Origin of the sequence: Paraburkholderia phenazinium, from assembly GCF_900141745.1 — a bacterium.
GTDB lineage: Bacteria > Pseudomonadota > Gammaproteobacteria > Burkholderiales > Burkholderiaceae > Paraburkholderia > Paraburkholderia phenazinium_B.
Map to the genome: position 1 here is coordinate 1,621,942 of NZ_FSRM01000001.1, position 15,048 is coordinate 1,636,989.

Annotated in this window: 14 protein-coding genes; all 14 read left to right on the top strand. The window is 61.9% G+C overall.

Annotated features, from left to right (window positions below; translation table 11 throughout):
• Nucleotides 1-9 precede the first annotated feature (9 nt).
• Complete coding sequence (locus BUS06_RS07570) at nucleotides 10-627, top strand: DUF2059 domain-containing protein (RefSeq protein ID WP_074263718.1); 618 nt, start codon at nucleotides 10-12, stop codon at nucleotides 625-627.
• 236 nt (nucleotides 628-863) lie between these two features.
• Nucleotides 864-1,946, top strand: coding sequence for a 3-phosphoserine/phosphohydroxythreonine transaminase (gene serC / locus BUS06_RS07575; RefSeq protein ID WP_074263719.1), 1,083 nt, complete (start codon nucleotides 864-866; stop codon nucleotides 1,944-1,946).
• A gap of 58 nt (nucleotides 1,947-2,004) precedes the next feature.
• On the top strand, nucleotides 2,005-3,087 hold the full coding sequence (gene pheA / locus BUS06_RS07580; RefSeq protein ID WP_074263720.1) for a prephenate dehydratase: 1,083 nt from the start codon (nucleotides 2,005-2,007) through the stop codon (nucleotides 3,085-3,087).
• A gap of 64 nt (nucleotides 3,088-3,151) precedes the next feature.
• Nucleotides 3,152-4,264, top strand: a complete 1,113-nt coding sequence (gene hisC / locus BUS06_RS07585) for a histidinol-phosphate transaminase (protein ID WP_074263721.1) — start codon at nucleotides 3,152-3,154, stop codon at nucleotides 4,262-4,264.
• Between the two features lie 80 nt (nucleotides 4,265-4,344).
• Complete coding sequence (locus tag BUS06_RS07590; protein WP_074263722.1) at nucleotides 4,345-5,286, top strand: prephenate dehydrogenase; 942 nt, start codon at nucleotides 4,345-4,347, stop codon at nucleotides 5,284-5,286.
• Nucleotides 5,287-5,304: 18 nt separating this feature from the next.
• On the top strand, nucleotides 5,305-6,609 hold the full coding sequence (aroA, locus tag BUS06_RS07595) for a 3-phosphoshikimate 1-carboxyvinyltransferase (RefSeq protein ID WP_074263723.1): 1,305 nt from the start codon (nucleotides 5,305-5,307) through the stop codon (nucleotides 6,607-6,609).
• Nucleotides 6,610-6,643: 34 nt separating this feature from the next.
• A complete protein-coding gene (gene cmk, locus BUS06_RS07600; protein WP_074263724.1) occupies nucleotides 6,644-7,330 on the top strand; it encodes a (d)CMP kinase in 687 nt (228 codons plus the stop codon).
• Nucleotides 7,331-7,501: 171 nt separating this feature from the next.
• Nucleotides 7,502-9,235 carry a 30S ribosomal protein S1 gene (gene rpsA, locus BUS06_RS07605; protein ID WP_020068971.1) on the top strand — a complete coding sequence of 578 codons (1,734 nt, stop codon included), beginning with the start codon at nucleotides 7,502-7,504 and terminating at the stop codon, nucleotides 9,233-9,235.
• A gap of 32 nt (nucleotides 9,236-9,267) precedes the next feature.
• Nucleotides 9,268-9,591 carry an integration host factor subunit beta gene (locus BUS06_RS07610; protein ID WP_074263725.1) on the top strand — a complete coding sequence of 108 codons (324 nt, stop codon included), beginning with the start codon at nucleotides 9,268-9,270 and terminating at the stop codon, nucleotides 9,589-9,591.
• Nucleotides 9,592-9,924: 333 nt separating this feature from the next.
• Complete coding sequence (locus BUS06_RS07615) at nucleotides 9,925-10,218, top strand: lipopolysaccharide assembly protein LapA domain-containing protein (protein WP_074263726.1); 294 nt, start codon at nucleotides 9,925-9,927, stop codon at nucleotides 10,216-10,218.
• Between the two features lie 61 nt (nucleotides 10,219-10,279).
• On the top strand, nucleotides 10,280-11,455 hold the full coding sequence (lapB, locus tag BUS06_RS07620; protein WP_074263727.1) for a lipopolysaccharide assembly protein LapB: 1,176 nt from the start codon (nucleotides 10,280-10,282) through the stop codon (nucleotides 11,453-11,455).
• A gap of 50 nt (nucleotides 11,456-11,505) precedes the next feature.
• Nucleotides 11,506-12,909 (top strand): UDP-glucose dehydrogenase family protein, encoded by a 1,404-nt coding sequence (locus BUS06_RS07625; RefSeq protein ID WP_074263728.1) that lies wholly within the window; start codon nucleotides 11,506-11,508, stop codon nucleotides 12,907-12,909.
• Nucleotides 12,875-13,876 carry a D-glycero-beta-D-manno-heptose-7-phosphate kinase gene (rfaE1, locus tag BUS06_RS07630; RefSeq protein WP_074263729.1) on the top strand — a complete coding sequence of 334 codons (1,002 nt, stop codon included), beginning with the start codon at nucleotides 12,875-12,877 and terminating at the stop codon, nucleotides 13,874-13,876. Before BUS06_RS07625 ends, rfaE1 begins: the two co-directional genes overlap by 35 nt.
• Before the next feature lie 123 nt (nucleotides 13,877-13,999).
• Nucleotides 14,000-14,992 (top strand): ADP-glyceromanno-heptose 6-epimerase, encoded by a 993-nt coding sequence (rfaD, locus tag BUS06_RS07635; protein ID WP_074263730.1) that lies wholly within the window; start codon nucleotides 14,000-14,002, stop codon nucleotides 14,990-14,992.
• Nucleotides 14,993-15,048: the final 56 nt, after the last annotated feature.

The window sequence follows — 15,048 nt, forward strand, 5'->3', positions numbered from 1 at the left end:
GGAGTAATGATGCAAATAGGATTCAAACAGTTGATGTTGCTGGCTGCTTTCGTGCCGACCTTTGCAATGGCGCAGGCGCTTCAAAGTCAAACGCCGGCTCCGGCAGACAACAGCACCGCTGCTGCAGCTCCGGTTGATCCGGCCAAGCAGGCTGCCATCAAGGATCTGCTGGACGCGATCGACGCGCAAAAGCTCGTCGGCGCAATCGGTAACAGCGCGCAAATGCAAGCGAAGCAACTGGTTCCCGCTATCCTGTCGGACGCTTTGAGCGAAAACAAGACGATGTCGGACAAGCAGAAGCAGGCTTCCGTCCCGACGCTGCAGAAGAATGCTGTGCCGAAGCTGGTTGACTCGGCAGGGCAGGTCTTCGCAACGGATTCGTTCCGTCAGGACGCAATGCAAGCTCAGTACGACGCTTACGCGAAGTACTACACGACGTCGGAAATCAAAGATCTGACGGCGTTCTACAAGAGCCCGACGGGCCGCAAGTTCATCCAGGTTCAAGACCAGGTTGGCCGCGACGTCGTGAACGGTCTGATGCAGAAGTACATGCCGCAATCGATCAAGGCAACGCGCGCTCAAGCCGATTCGGAAGTTGCTTCGGTCAAGCCGCCGGTTACCAAGTAAGCAGGTCGCTCGGGCTTAGCGGGTTTGTTGATACCGCTGGCGCTCGCGTCGCTATCCGAAGAGTAACCGGCTTGCCACAGGGCGCCTCACGGCGCCGGGTTTTGGCGGCTGGGTTTGGCGGGGTAGCGGCGTCAATGCGATAATGGCCGTTTGCGCACACGCGCAGACGGCCATTTTCTTTTCAGGCGCGAATTTTCACGGTTTGCTCACCGCGCGCCTGCTTCAGGGATTTCACGATGCGCGTCTTTAATTTCTCGGCCGGACCTGCGGCCATGCCCGAAGAAGTGCTGCGTCACGCAGCCGACGAGATGCTCGACTGGCATGGCAGCGGCATGAGCGTGATGGAAATGAGCCATCGCGGCAAAGAGTTCATGTCGATCCACGAGGAAGCGCTAACCGACCTGCGCGAGTTGCTGGACGTGCCGGCGAGCCATCGTATCCTGTTCCTGCAGGGCGGCGGGCTGGGCGAAAACGCCATCGTGCCGATGAACCTGTTCGGCTCGAAGCCGCGCGCGGATTTCGTGGTGACGGGCTCGTGGTCGCAGAAGTCGCTGAAGGAAGCGCAGAAGTACGGCACCGTGCATGTCGCCGCGAGCGGCGAGACGGCTGACGGCTTTACCCGTGCTCCGGCGTACGCCGAATGGCAATTGTCTGACGATCCGGCCTACGTCCATCTGTGCACGAACGAGACGATTCACGGCGTCGAACGGTTTGAGATTCCCGACCTGGGCGATATCCCGCTGGTCGCCGACGCGTCGTCGCATATCCTGTCGCGTCCCATGGACATCGCCAAATATGGCGTATTGTTTGGCGGGGCGCAGAAGAATATCGGCATGGCTGGCGTCACCGTGGTGATCGTGCGCGAAGACATGCTTGACCGGGCAATGAGCATTTGCCCGTCGGCGTTCGAGTGGAAAACCGTCGCCGCCAACAATTCCATGTACAACACGCCGCCCACCTATGCGATCTACGTCGCCGGGCTGGTGTTCAAGTGGTTGAAAAAGCAGGGCGGCCTCGCCGCCATGGAAGCGCGCAATATCGAGAAGTCGAAGCTCCTCTACGACACCATCGATGCCAGCTCCTTCTATCTGAACAAGGTTGAACGCGCTTCGCGCTCGCGGATGAACGTACCGTTCTTTCTCGCGGACGAAACGCGTAACGAAGATTTCCTGGCCGGCGCGAAAGCGCGCGGGCTAGTGCAGCTGAAGGGCCACAAGTCCGTCGGCGGCATGCGGGCGTCGATTTACAACGCGGTGCCGCTCGAAGGCGTCAAAGCGCTAGTCGAGTACATGAAGGAATTCGAACAGCGTAGCGCTTGAGCCGAAGCTCAGGTGCGCGCATCCCTTCACGCAGTTTTCCGGCAGAGCCGTTTTACGCATGGACGACGAACTTAATACACGACTCAAACCGCTGCGCGAGCGCATCGATGCGCTCGACGCGCAACTGATCGCCCTGCTCAACCAGCGGGCGGCGGTGGCGCTCGAAGTCGGCGAGGTCAAGAAGCATTTCAATGCACCGGTGTTCCGGCCGGAGCGCGAGCAGCAGGTCATCGCGCGTCTGCAGGACATGAGCGACGGGCCGCTTGCCAGCGAGCACATCAGCGCCATCTGGCGCGAGATCATGGCGGCGAGCCGCGATCTCGAGAAAACCATCAAGGCCGCTTATCTCGGGCCGGTGGGCACCTATAGCGAACAGGCTATGCACGAGTACTTCGGTCAGTCGATCGAGGGGGTGCCGTGTCCATCGATTGACGAAGTGTTTCGCTCGGTCGAGGCAGGTGCCGCCGAATTCGGCGTCGTGCCGATCGAGAATTCGACCGAAGGCGCGGTGTCGCGCACGCTCGACCTGCTGTTGCAAACGCAATTGCTGATCGGCGGCGAACTCGCTTTGCCGATCCATCACAATCTTCTGACGTTAAACGGTGACCTGACCGGCGTGACGCGCGTGTGCGCGCATCCGCAGGCGCTCGCGCAATGCCAGGGTTGGCTCGCGTCGAATGCGCCGCATCTGGAGCGTCAGGCGGTGTCGAGCAACGCCGAAGGAGCGCGGCTCGCTGCTGACGATCCGAGCGTTGCGGCTATCGCCGGAGATCGCGCGGCGACGCGCTACGGCCTGCAGGTCGTACACGCACTGATTCAGGACGATCCGCACAACCGCACCCGCTTCGTGATGATCGGCAAAGAGCCGACCGGCGTGAGCGGCAGCGACCGGACCTCGCTGATCGTTTCGGTCGCCAATGAGCCAGGGGCGATGTTCAAACTGCTGGAGCCGCTGGCCCGTCACGGTGTTTCGATGACGCGCTTCGAGTCGAGGCCGGCGCGTGTCGGCACGTGGGAGTACTACTTCTACATCGACGTCGAAGGTCATCGCGACGATGCTCCGGTTGCCGCAGCCCTTGCCGAGCTAGGCGAGATGGCCGAATTCCTGAAGATTCTCGGCTCGTACCCGCAAGCGCGTTGAGATCCAGGCCGCACGTCTCGCCGAACCTTATTCAATACGTCAAATAGTCGATCCGGAGATACTCATGACAACCCCTTTCGGTCCTTCCTATGTGCGCGCGATTGCGCCTTATATCGCCGGCAAGCCGATTTCGGAAGTAGCCCGCGAATTCGGTCTCGATGAGGCGAACATCGTGAAGCTCGCGTCGAACGAGAATCCGCTCGGCATGCCGGAATCCGCGCAACGTGCGATGGTGCAGGCCGCGAGTGAACTGGGCCGCTATCCGGATGCGAACGCGTTCGAGCTGAAGGCGGCATTGAGCGGCCGTTACGATGTTCCGGCTGACTGGATCACGCTCGGCAATGGCAGCAACGACATCCTCGAAATCGCGGCGCACGCGTTTGTCGAAAAGGGGCAGTCGATCGTCTACGCGCAGTACTCGTTCGCGGTCTATGCGCTGGCTACCCAGGGTCTGGGCGCGCGTGCGATCGTCGTGCCGGCGGTCAAGCACGGCCACGACCTCGACGCCATGCTGGCCGCGATCACGGATGACACCCGTCTGATCTTCGTCGCCAATCCGAACAACCCGACCGGTACCTTTATCGAAGGCGCGGCGCTCGAAGCATTCCTCGCCAAGGTGCCGCGCAATGTCGTGGTGGTGCTCGATGAGGCGTACACCGAATATCTGGCGCCGGAAAAGCGCTACGACTCGATCGCCTGGGTGCGTCGTTATCCGAACCTGCTGGTGTCGCGCACATTTTCGAAGGCCTACGGCCTGGCGGGTCTGCGCGTCGGCTTCGCGATTGCACAACCGGAACTGACCGATCTGCTTAACCGTCTGCGTCAGCCGTTCAACGTGAACACGCTGGCGCAGGCCGCGGCAATCGCAGCCTTGAACGACGCGGCGTTCCTCGAAAAGAGCGCGGCGCTCAATGCTCAGGGTTATCGTCGTCTGACGGAAGGATTCGACAAGCTCGGTCTCGAGTATGTGCCGTCGTCGGGCAATTTCGTGCTGGTGCGTGTCGGCAATGACGACGACGCCGGCAACCGCGTCAACCTCGCGCTGCTGAAGCAGGGTGTGATCGTGCGTCCGGTTGGCAACTACGGTTTGCCGCAATGGCTGCGCATCACGATCGGCCTGCCGGAAGAAAACGAAGCGTTTCTCAAGGCGCTCGAAAAGACGCTTGCGCCCGCGTGAGTGGTGGCGCAAGGCGTTAAAACCGAGCGTCAGATTTTGACCCGCGCGCCGGCGTTTCACGCTATGGCGCGCTTTTCTGTGTGATCGACGTGGCTGGGTTTTCTTTTAACAAGCTGGTGATTTTTGGTGTCGGCCTGATCGGCGGCTCGCTTGCGCGCGCGCTACGCGAGCGCGGCGATGCGGCAGGCTCGCGTACCGTGATTGGCGTGGGCCGCTCGTCCGCATCGACTGCGCGGGCGCTCGAACTCGGTGTGATCGACGCTACGGCCTCGCTCGCGGATGACGCAGCGCTGCGTGCCGCGCTGTCCGGCGCGGATTTTGTGCTACTGGCGGCGCCCGTGGCACAGACCCAGCCGCTGCTCGAACGGATCGCGCCGTTTCTCGACCCGGTTACCATCGTCACCGACGCAGGCAGCACCAAGTCCGATGTCGTTGCCTCGGCGCGCGCCGCGCTGGGCGAACGGATTAGCCAGTTCGTGCCGGGCCATCCGATTGCCGGACGCGAGTCGAGCGGAGTGGACGCCGCTTTGCCTGATCTGTACGTCGGCCGTAACGTGGTTCTGTGCGCGTTGCCGGAGAATCCGCCTGAGGCGGTGGAGCGCGTCGCCGCCATGTGGCGCACGACCGGCGCAGCGGTGCATGCGATGACGCCGGCGCAGCATGACCGTGTCTTCGCTTCGGTGAGCCACTTGCCGCATCTGTTGTCGTTTGCGCTGGTCGAGCAGATTCTCAATTCTCCCGACGCTGCGCTGAAGTTTTCTTTCGCTGCAGGCGGCTTCCGCGATTTCACGCGGATTGCCGCATCGAGCCCGGAAATGTGGCGCGACATCTGCGTAGCGAACCGTATAGCGCTGCTCGACGAACTGGACGGCTACACGGCGGTGCTTGCGCAGTTGCGTGCGGCCGTCGAGGCCGCGGACGGCGCCGCGCTCGAGGCCGTATTCGCCCGCTCGCGCGAGGCGCGCACCGAATGGCAGGAACAGCGCGCGGCGCTAGCCGCTGCCCCCGACGCCGCGAAATAACCGGAACTGGACTCAATCATGGAATACCTCGATCTCGGACCGTTTTCCCGTGCGTCCGGCACGATTCGCCTGCCAGGTTCGAAGAGCATTTCGAACCGCGTGTTGTTGCTCTCGGCGCTTGCTGAAGGCGAAACGACGATCACCAACCTGCTCGATTCCGACGACACGCGAGTGATGCTCGACGCGCTCGAGAAGCTCGGCGTCAAGCTCAAGCGCGAAGGCGACGAGTGCGTCGTGACGGGCACGCGCGGCGCGTTTACCGCGAAGACCGCCGACCTGTTTCTCGGCAACGCCGGCACGGCGGTGCGCTCGCTGACGGCGGCGCTGGCGGTCAACGGCGGCAGCTATCGCATCCACGGCGTGCCGCGGATGCACGAGCGGCCGATCGGCGACCTCGTCGACGGCCTGCGGCAGATCGGAGCCCGGATCGATTACGAGGGCGACGAAGGCTTTCCGCCGCTGCGGATTCGCGAAGGCCAGATCGCCGTCGATGCACCGATCCGCGTGCGCGGCGACGTATCGAGCCAGTTCCTGACCGGGCTGCTGATGACCTTGCCGCTGCTGCGCACGGAAAGCGGCGTGACGGTGATTCAGGTGGACGGCGAACTGATCTCCAAGCCCTATGTCGAGATCACTCTCAAGCTGATGGAGCGCTTCGGCATCAAGGTCGAGCGTCACGGCTGGCATCAGTTCACGGTGCCGGCGGGGCAGCGCTATCAGTCGCCGGGCAAGATCATGGTGGAGGGCGATGCGTCGTCCGCCTCGTATTTTCTCGCGGCGGGCGCGCTCGGCGGCGGTCCGCTGCGCGTGGAAGGTGTTGGGCGGGCCAGCATCCAGGGCGATGTGGGCTTCGCCGACGCGCTGATCCGCATGGGCGCGAACATGTCGATGGGTGACGACTGGATCGAGGTGCGCGGCGTCGGTCATGACCACGGCAAGCTGGAACCGATCGACATGGATTGCAACCTGATCCCGGACGCAGCCATGACCATTGCCGTCGCGGCGCTGTTCGCCGACGGCACGACCACGTTGCGCAACATTGCGAGCTGGCGCGTCAAGGAAACCGACCGGCTGGCCGCCATGGCGACCGAACTGCGCAAGGTCGGCGCCAAGGTCGTCGAGGGCGAAGACTACATCGCCGTCACGCCGCCGGAGCAACTGACGCCGAACGCCGCCATCGACACCTACGACGACCACCGCATGGCGATGTGCTTCTCGCTGGTGAGCCTCGGCGGCGTGCCGGTGCGTATCAACGATCCGAAGTGCGTCGCCAAGACTGTCCCGGACTATTTCGAGCGCTTCACGGCGTTGGCCCAACCTTGATTCACCCGAATCGACCTGACGCGCGACTTTTTCGATGAAACCGACCCGTCCCTTTCACCAGACGCCCGTCATTACGATCGACGGCCCGACCGCCTCCGGCAAAGGCACCGTGGCCGCGCTGGTCGCCGCCAATCTCGGCTTCCATCTGCTGGATAGCGGCGCCCTGTACCGGCTCGCCGCGCTGGCCAGCCAGCGCTACAACATCGCGGTGGACGATCCCGACGCCCTTGCCAAACTGATCGACGACCTCCATATCACGTTCCGCGAGGGGCTCGCGCAACTCGACGGCGTCGACGTTTCAAGCGAGATTCGCGCTGAAGAAGTCGGCAAACGGGCCTCGGCGATTGCCGTCCACGCACCCGTGAGAGCCGCTCTGGTGGCCCGTCAGCGGGCTTTTCGCAAGGAGCCGGGGCTGGTTGCGGACGGCCGCGATATGGGCACTGTTATCTTCCAGGATGCTGCGCTCAAAGTGTTTCTGACCGCCAGCGCCGAGGCCCGCGCCGCTCGCCGGCATAAGCAATTGATCCAAAAAGGTTTTTCTGCTAATATAGATGACTTGCTCCGGGATTTGCGTGAACGCGACGCGCGCGATAGTCAGCGTGTAGCCGCGCCACTCAAGCCTGCAGCGGATGCAAAGCTGCTCGACACTTCCACGTTGTCGGTCGACCAGGCGGTCGATCAGGTGGTGCAGTGGTATCGGGCGCTTTTGCCCATCGCTTGAAAATGCAGTCAGGAATTTCGTTGTAAAGCAGTAGATGCAAGAAGCAGTCCGTTGTCGTGTAGGTGCTCTGCGCATGGGCGTGGAGCGTGTTTTAACCCCTTAACCCCGCGTGGCATTCGCACTCTAGCCGTCATTGCTTGACCATCCGGTCAGCCGGGCACCGCGAAAACCATGCAAATTTCGATTTTTATGTCCGACCTGCAAACCTCTACCCCGAATACCGAATCTTTTGCGGCTCTGTTCGAAGAGTCGCTGACCAAGCAAGACATGCGCGCTGGCGAAGTGATCTCCGCCGAAGTCGTGCGCGTTGACCACAACTTCGTGGTCGTCAACGCTGGTCTCAAGTCCGAAGCCTACATCCCGCTCGAAGAGTTCCTGAACGACGCGGGCGAGGTAGAAGTGCAGGCGGGCGACTTCGTTTCCGTCGCGATCGACGCGCTGGAAAACGGCTATGGCGACACCATCCTGTCGCGCGACAAGGCGAAGCGTCTGGCTTCGTGGCTGTCGCTGGAAAAGGCCCTCGACAACAACGAACTCGTGACCGGCACGATCACGGGCAAGGTCAAGGGCGGCATGACCGTCATGGTCAACGGCATCCGCGCGTTCCTGCCGGGTTCGCTGGTTGATACGCGTCCGGTCAAGGACACGACCCCGTACGAAGGCAAGACGCTGGAATTCCGCGTCATCAAGCTCGACCGCAAGCGTAACAACGTCGTGCTGTCGCGCCGTGCTGTGATCGAAGCCACCCAGGGCGAAGAGCGCGCAAAGCTGCTCGAAACGCTGAAGGAAGGCGCGATTGTGGAAGGCGTAGTGAAGAACATCACGGACTACGGCGCATTCGTGGACCTCGGCGGTATCGACGGCCTGCTGCACATCACCGACATCGCATGGCGTCGTGTGCGTCACCCGAGCGAAGTGCTGTCGGTTGGCCAGGAAGTCACCGCGAAGATCCTCAAGTTCGATCAGGAAAAGAACCGCGTTTCGCTGGGCATCAAGCAACTCGGCGACGACCCGTGGGAAGGCATTTCCCGCCGTTACCCGTCGGGCACGCGCCTGTTCGGTAAGGTCACCAACATCACCGACTACGGCGCATTCGTCGAAGTGGAATCGGGCATCGAAGGCCTCGTCCACGTGTCGGAAATGGACTGGACGAACAAGAACGTTGCACCGTCGAAGGTTGTTCAGCTGGGCGACGAAGTCGAAGTCATGGTTCTGGAAATCGACGAAGACCGCCGCCGTATCAGCCTCGGCATGAAGCAATGCAAGCCGAATCCGTGGGATGACTTCAGCCGCAACTTCAAGAAGGGCGACAAGCTGCAAGGCGCAATCAAGTCGATCACCGACTTCGGCGTCTTCATCGGTCTGCCTGGCGGCATCGACGGTCTGGTTCACCTGTCGGACCTGTCGTGGAGCGAAACGGGCGAAGAAGCAGTTCGCAAGTACAAGAAGGGCGACGAAGTGGAAGCGATCGTTCTCGGCATCGACGTCGAGAAGGAACGTATTTCGCTGGGTATCAAGCAACTCGAAGGCGACCCGTTCAGCAACTTCGTTGCAATGAACGACAAGGGTTCGATCGTCGACGGCGTGGTCAAGACGGTAGATGCGAAGGGTGCAGTGGTCCAGCTGTCGGCGGAAGTCGAAGGCTACCTGCGTGCTTCGGAAATCGCCCAGGACCGCGTGGAAGATGCTCGCAACGTGCTGAAGGAAGGCGACAAGGTCAATGCGATGATCATCAACATCGATCGCAAGTCGCGTGGTATCAACCTGTCGATCAAGGCCAAGGACTCGGCTGAGCAACAGGAAGCGATCCGCGGCCTGGCTTCGTCGGATTCGAGCGCGGCTGCAACCGGCACGACGAACCTCGGCGCGCTGTTGAAGGCCAAGCTCGACGGCCAGAACCAGTAAGCCTTGAGTTTTCTTGAGAGGTCTGCTGCAGTATGACCAAATCGGAATTGGTCGCCCAGCTGGCTACGCGATTTCCGCAGCTTGTACTTAAAGATGCGGATTTCGCGGTGAAGACGATGCTTGATGCGATGTCGGAGGCGCTTGCCAACGGCCATCGCATTGAAATTCGCGGCTTCGGCAGCTTCGGCCTCAACCGCCGTCCCTCCCGTGTGGGGCGCAATCCGAAATCGGGCGAAAAGGTGCTGGTACCTGAGAAGTTCGTGCCGCATTTCAAGCCTGGCAAGGAACTGCGCGAGCGGGTAGACCGCCGCGCGGGCGAGCCATTGAAGGACGAAGAGCCGGACGACGATCTGTAAGCGGCTGCGCGCGGTAAGCGGCGCGTAGTGCTAATAGCGTCAGCGGCCAACGCCAGACGGAAAAAGACCAAAAAAAGCGCCTTCGGGCGCTTTTTTTTTGTCTGCGCCCGGGTTGCGCAAGGTCCGCGTGCGGTACGGGGCCAGTGCAGGGCACGCTTCGTCCCTTCGATTCAAGAGGTAAACCACAAGTAAGCGCGTGCAAACTGCTTGTTACTGCCCACTCGCAGGGCCTTCAATTACAATACGGGTCACTTCGGCGCGGGCAAGACCGTGGCGCGACGCGCGTCATCAAGCCGGCGTTCGACCCGCAACTGCCGTCAAGAGACCTTATTCATGAAATTTATCGTCTGGCTGATCCGCGTTCTGGTGTTCGTGCTCCTGCTGGTGCTCGCACTCTCCAACACGCAAACCGCTACGCTGAATTTCCTGGCCGGTTACGCGTGGTCCGCTCCGCTGATCCTGATCGGCCTCGCGTTCTTTGTGGTCGGCCTTCTGGCGGGGCTCGTGTCGGCGGTACCGGCGCTGGTCCGGTTGCGGCTCGAGAACGGCCGTCTCAAGCGCGAGTTGCGCGTGGCACGCGAGGCGCCTGTGGTGGTCGAAACGCCGCCGCTGCCGCCGCTGATCTAGGCTTTCCCATGCCGTGCGCCCGTGGCGCGCGGCTTTTGTTTCTGTACTCCCGACCAATCGCATGGATCTAGACTTCTGGTGGCTGCTCGTCATACCTGTCGCTTTCGCGTTCGGCTGGATGGCCGCGCGTTACGACCTCAAGACGCTGTTGTCCGAGAGCGCCAACCTGCCGCGTTCATACTTCCGTGGCCTCAATTTTCTCCTTAACGAACAGCCGGACCAGGCCATCGATGCGTTCATCGAGGTCGTCAAGCTCGATCCAGAAACCATCGAACTGCATTTCGCGCTTGGTAACCTGTTCCGTCGTCGCGGCGAGACTGATCGCGCGATTCGCGTGCATCAAAATCTGCTGAGCCGCGCCGACCTGCCCGTCACCGAGCGCGATCACGCGCTCTACGAGTTGGGCCAGGATTTTCTGAAGGCGGGTCTGCTCGACCGGGCGGAAGAGACGTTCCGCTCGCTCGAGACCGGCGATTACGCGCTGGGTGCGCAGCGTGCGCTGCTCACCATCTACGAAATCGAGAAGGACTGGAACAAGTCGATCGACACCGCGCGCCACCTCGAAACGATGGGCGCCGAATCGCTGGACAAGGAAATCGGCCAATTCCACTGCGAGCTGGCGCAGGAAGCGTTGCAGCAAAAGAATCCCGCAGAGTCCCGCCGCCAGTTGCATCTGGCGTTGAAGGCGAACCCGCACAGCGTGCGCGCCACCATTCTGTTTGGCGACGTGGATATGGCAGGCGGCGCGCAGGAAGCGGCGATCGCGCAGTGGCGCAAGGTCGAGGAGCAGAATTCTTCATATCTGCCGCTCGTCGCGGAGAAGCTGATGAAGGCCTACGAGGCGCTCGGACGTCCGGAGGACGGGGCGGATCTGCTGACGACGTGGGTCGACCGCTATCCCACGAACGATCTGCTCGATGTCGCCTACCAGTACGTCGCGGCCCTGCGCGGGCAGGACGCGGCGCACACGCTCGCGCGCTCGCAGATGCAGAAGTCGCCCAATCTGGCGGGCATGACGCGCCTGCTCGAAGCGCAGCAGGCCACGGCGGAAGAACCGCGGCGCAGCGAACTCGAACTGATGCGCACGCTGATCAGGCAGCGCACCAAAAATCTGCCACGGTATACGTGCCAGAATTGCGGTTTCCGGGCACGCCTTTTCTACTGGCAGTGTCCGGGTTGCAGCGGGTGGGAAACCTATGCGCCGCGCCGGGTCGAACCGATCACGGCGTCGAGCTGACCCGGAAACCATCACCGGTAACATAACCGGAACCCATAACCGGAACGCGTATGAAAATCACCATCATCGGCACGGGCTATGTCGGGCTTGTCACTGGCGCGTGTCTTGCCGAAATCGGTCACGACGTTTTCTGCCTGGATGTCGATCCGCGCAAGATCGAAATCCTCAACAACGGTGGCGTCCCCATCCACGAACCGGGCCTGCAGGAAATCATCGCCCGTACGCGGGCTGCACGGCGCATCACGTTTTCGACGGACGTCGAAGCGAGCGTGGCGCACGGTGAAGTGCAGTTCATCGCGGTCGGCACGCCGCCCGATGAAGACGGCTCGGCTGACCTGCAGTACGTCCTTGAAGCGGCGCGCAATATCGGCCGCACCATGAACGGCTTCAAGGTGATTGTCGACAAGTCGACGGTCCCGGTCGGCACCGCGCAACGCGTGCGCGCGGTCGTGCAGGAGGAACTGGCGAAGCGCGGTTTGGCCGGCAGCGACCAGCATCGCTTCTCGGTGGTCTCGAATCCGGAATTCCTCAAGGAGGGGGCTGCAGTCGATGACTTCATGCGCCCCGACCGTATCGTGCTAGGCCACGACGAAGACGAAGCCGGCCAACGTGCCCGCGAACTCATGAAGCGCCTGTATGCGCCGTTCAACCGCAATCACGAACGCACGCTCTACATGGATGTGCGCTCGGCGGAATTCACGAAGTACGCCGCTAATGCGATGCTTGCCACGCGCATTTCGTTCATGAACGAGATGGCGAACCTCGCTGACCGCGTTGGCGCCGATATCGAAGCGGTCCGTCGCGGCATCGGTTCGGACCCGCGCATCGGCTATCACTTCCTGTATGCCGGATGCGGTTACGGCGGCTCATGCTTCCCGAAGGACGTGCAGGCGCTGGTGCGTACTGCCAGTGAAAGCGGCCACAATCTGCGCATTCTCGAAGCCGTCGAAGCAGTGAACAACGAGCAGAAAGAAGTGCTCGTGCGCAAGATCACCAGCACGCTCGGCGAAGACCTGAGCGGCCGCACGTTTGCCGTGTGGGGTCTCGCGTTCAAGCCGAACACCGACGATATGCGTGAAGCGCCGAGCCGGCGCATCATCGCCGAACTTCTGGCTCGCGGCGCCAAGGTGCGCGCGTACGATCCTGTTGCGCTCAACGAAGCGCGCCGGGTGTTCGCGATCGACCTGCACGACGCGCCCGAGCAACTGGCCCGTCTGCATTTCGCGAGCACGCAGGACGAAACGCTCACAGGCGCGGACGCGCTGGTGATCGTCACCGAATGGAAGGAGTTCAAGAGCCCCGACTTCCTGCACCTGAAATCGGTGCTGAAGACGCCGCTCATTTTCGACGGCCGTAACCTTTACGAACCGGAAGCGATGACCGAACTGGGCATCGATTACCACTCGATTGGACGTCCTTATGCCCAACCCTCCGAACTCCCAGCCGATGTCTGAGTCCGTCAACGAAACCACCGTGTCCACTTCTGCACCCATCTCGGTACCGCGCGAGAGGCTCGGCGGTGCACGTGTGCTGGTGGTCGGCGACGTCATGCTCGACCGTTACTGGTTTGGCGACGTCAACCGTATTTCACCTGAGGCACCGGTGCCTGTCGTGCATGTGCAGAAGCAGGAAGATCGCCTCGGCGGCGCGGCCAACGTGGCGCGCAACGCCGTCGCCCTCGGCGCGCAGGCGGGATTGTTGTGCGTGGTCGGTCATGACGAGCCGGGTGAGCGAATCATCCAGTTGCTCGGTGACAGCGGCGTGGTACCGCATCTGGAACGCGATCCTGCTCTGCTGACCACCATCAAGCTGCGTGTCCTGTCACGCCAGCAGCAGTTGCTGCGGGTCGACTTCGAGAATACGCCCGCGCATGAAGTACTGCTCGCGAGCCTGGCGCGCTTTGACGAACTGCTGTCCTCCCATGACGTGATCCTGATGTCGGACTACGCCAAGGGCGGCCTGACACACGTCACGAAGATGATTGCGAAGGCGCACGCGGCCGGCAAGCCAGTGCTCGTCGACCCGAAGGGTGACGATTGGGAACGCTATCGCGGCGCCACGCTGATCACGCCGAATCGCGCCGAGTTGCGCGAGGTGGTCGGGCAATGGAAATCCGAAGACGATCTGATCGCGCGCGTGACGAAGCTGCGCGCGGAGCTCGAGTTCAAGGCGCTGCTGCTGACGCGCTCGGAAGAGGGCATGACGCTCTTCTCCGACGACGGCATTCTGCACGCCTCGGCCGTTGCGCGTGAAGTGTATGATGTCTCGGGTGCGGGCGACACCGTGATCGCCACGCTGGCCGTGATGCTCGGCGCGGGCCTGTCGCTCGTCGACGCTGTTGCGCTTGCGAACCGCGCGGCCGGCATCGTGGTCGGCAAGCTGGGCACCGCTACCGTCGACTACGACGAACTCTTTCTCTAATACCGCACGCCGCCTCGCGCCCGCTTGCGGCGCGAGCGCCGGGTGTCATTGAAACTGTCGGTTGGAGTTGGCGCTTCAGCGCTCGCTCCAACCCTATGTAAAGCTCAATTCCGCAGGACGACCATGACCCTTATCGTCACCGGCGCGGCCGGCTTTATCGGCAGCAATATCGTAAAAGCGCTCAACGAGCGCGGCGAACAACGCATCATCGCCGTCGACAATCTCACGCGCGCCGACAAGTTCAAGAACCTGGTCGATTGCGAGATCGACGACTATCTCGACAAGACCGAATTCGTCGAACGCTTTGCGCGCGGCGATTTCGGCAAGGTCCGCGCGATCTTCCACGAAGGCGCCTGTTCGGACACGATGGAAACCGACGGCCGCTACATGATGGACAACAACTTCCGCTACAGCCGCGCGGTACTCGACGCGTGCCTCGCGCAGGGCGTGCAGTTTCTGTACGCATCGTCCGCGGCGACGTATGGCGGCTCGAGCCGCTTCGTGGAAGAGCGCGAAGTGGAGCAACCGCTCAACGTCTACGGCTATTCGAAGTTCCTGTTCGATCAGGTGATTCGCCGCGTGCTGCCCACCGCGAAAAGCCAGATTGCCGGCTTTCGTTACTTCAACGTCTACGGCCAGCGCGAAACGCACAAGGCGCGGATGGCGTCGGTTGCGTTCCACAACTTCAACCAGTTCCGCGCCGAGGGCAAGGTCAAGCTGTTCGGCGAATACAACGGCTATGCTGCCGGCGAGCAGACGCGCGATTTCGTTTCGGTGGAAGACGTGACGAAGGTCAATCTGCACTTCTTCGATCACCCGGAGAGGTCGGGCATCTTCAATCTCGGCAGCGGCCGTGCACAGCCGTTCAACGACATTGCGACGACCGTCGTCAACACGTTGCGCGCGCTCAACAACGAGCCGCCGCTCTCGCTTGCCGAGCAGGTGCAGCGCGGCTTGATCGAGTACATTCCGTTTCCCGATGCGCTGCGCGGCAAGTACCAGTGCTTCACGCAGGCCGATCTCACGAAGCTGCGCGCAGCTGGTTACGATGAGCCGTTCCTGAGCGTGCAGGAAGGCGTCGATCGTTACGTACGTTGGCTATTCGGCCAGCTATAAATCATTCGCAGACCTCTCTAAACTTGGAATCTCCTGGACGGTGATCGTCACCGGTC

Coding starts and splice junctions, on each gene's coding strand:
- aroA (WP_074263723.1), top strand. CDS start 5,305: ATGGAATACCTCGATCTCGGACCGTTTTCCCGTGCGTCCGGCACGATT.
- rfaD (WP_074263730.1), top strand. CDS start 14,000: ATGACCCTTATCGTCACCGGCGCGGCCGGCTTTATCGGCAGCAATATC.
- serC (WP_074263719.1), top strand. CDS start 864: ATGCGCGTCTTTAATTTCTCGGCCGGACCTGCGGCCATGCCCGAAGAA.
- BUS06_RS07615 (WP_074263726.1), top strand. CDS start 9,925: ATGAAATTTATCGTCTGGCTGATCCGCGTTCTGGTGTTCGTGCTCCTG.
- cmk (WP_074263724.1), top strand. CDS start 6,644: ATGAAACCGACCCGTCCCTTTCACCAGACGCCCGTCATTACGATCGAC.
- hisC (WP_074263721.1), top strand. CDS start 3,152: ATGACAACCCCTTTCGGTCCTTCCTATGTGCGCGCGATTGCGCCTTAT.
- pheA (WP_074263720.1), top strand. CDS start 2,005: ATGGACGACGAACTTAATACACGACTCAAACCGCTGCGCGAGCGCATC.
- BUS06_RS07610 (WP_074263725.1), top strand. CDS start 9,268: ATGACCAAATCGGAATTGGTCGCCCAGCTGGCTACGCGATTTCCGCAG.
- rpsA (WP_020068971.1), top strand. CDS start 7,502: ATGCAAATTTCGATTTTTATGTCCGACCTGCAAACCTCTACCCCGAAT.
- lapB (WP_074263727.1), top strand. CDS start 10,280: ATGGATCTAGACTTCTGGTGGCTGCTCGTCATACCTGTCGCTTTCGCG.
- BUS06_RS07625 (WP_074263728.1), top strand. CDS start 11,506: ATGAAAATCACCATCATCGGCACGGGCTATGTCGGGCTTGTCACTGGC.
- BUS06_RS07570 (WP_074263718.1), top strand. CDS start 10: ATGCAAATAGGATTCAAACAGTTGATGTTGCTGGCTGCTTTCGTGCCG.
- rfaE1 (WP_074263729.1), top strand. CDS start 12,875: ATGCCCAACCCTCCGAACTCCCAGCCGATGTCTGAGTCCGTCAACGAA.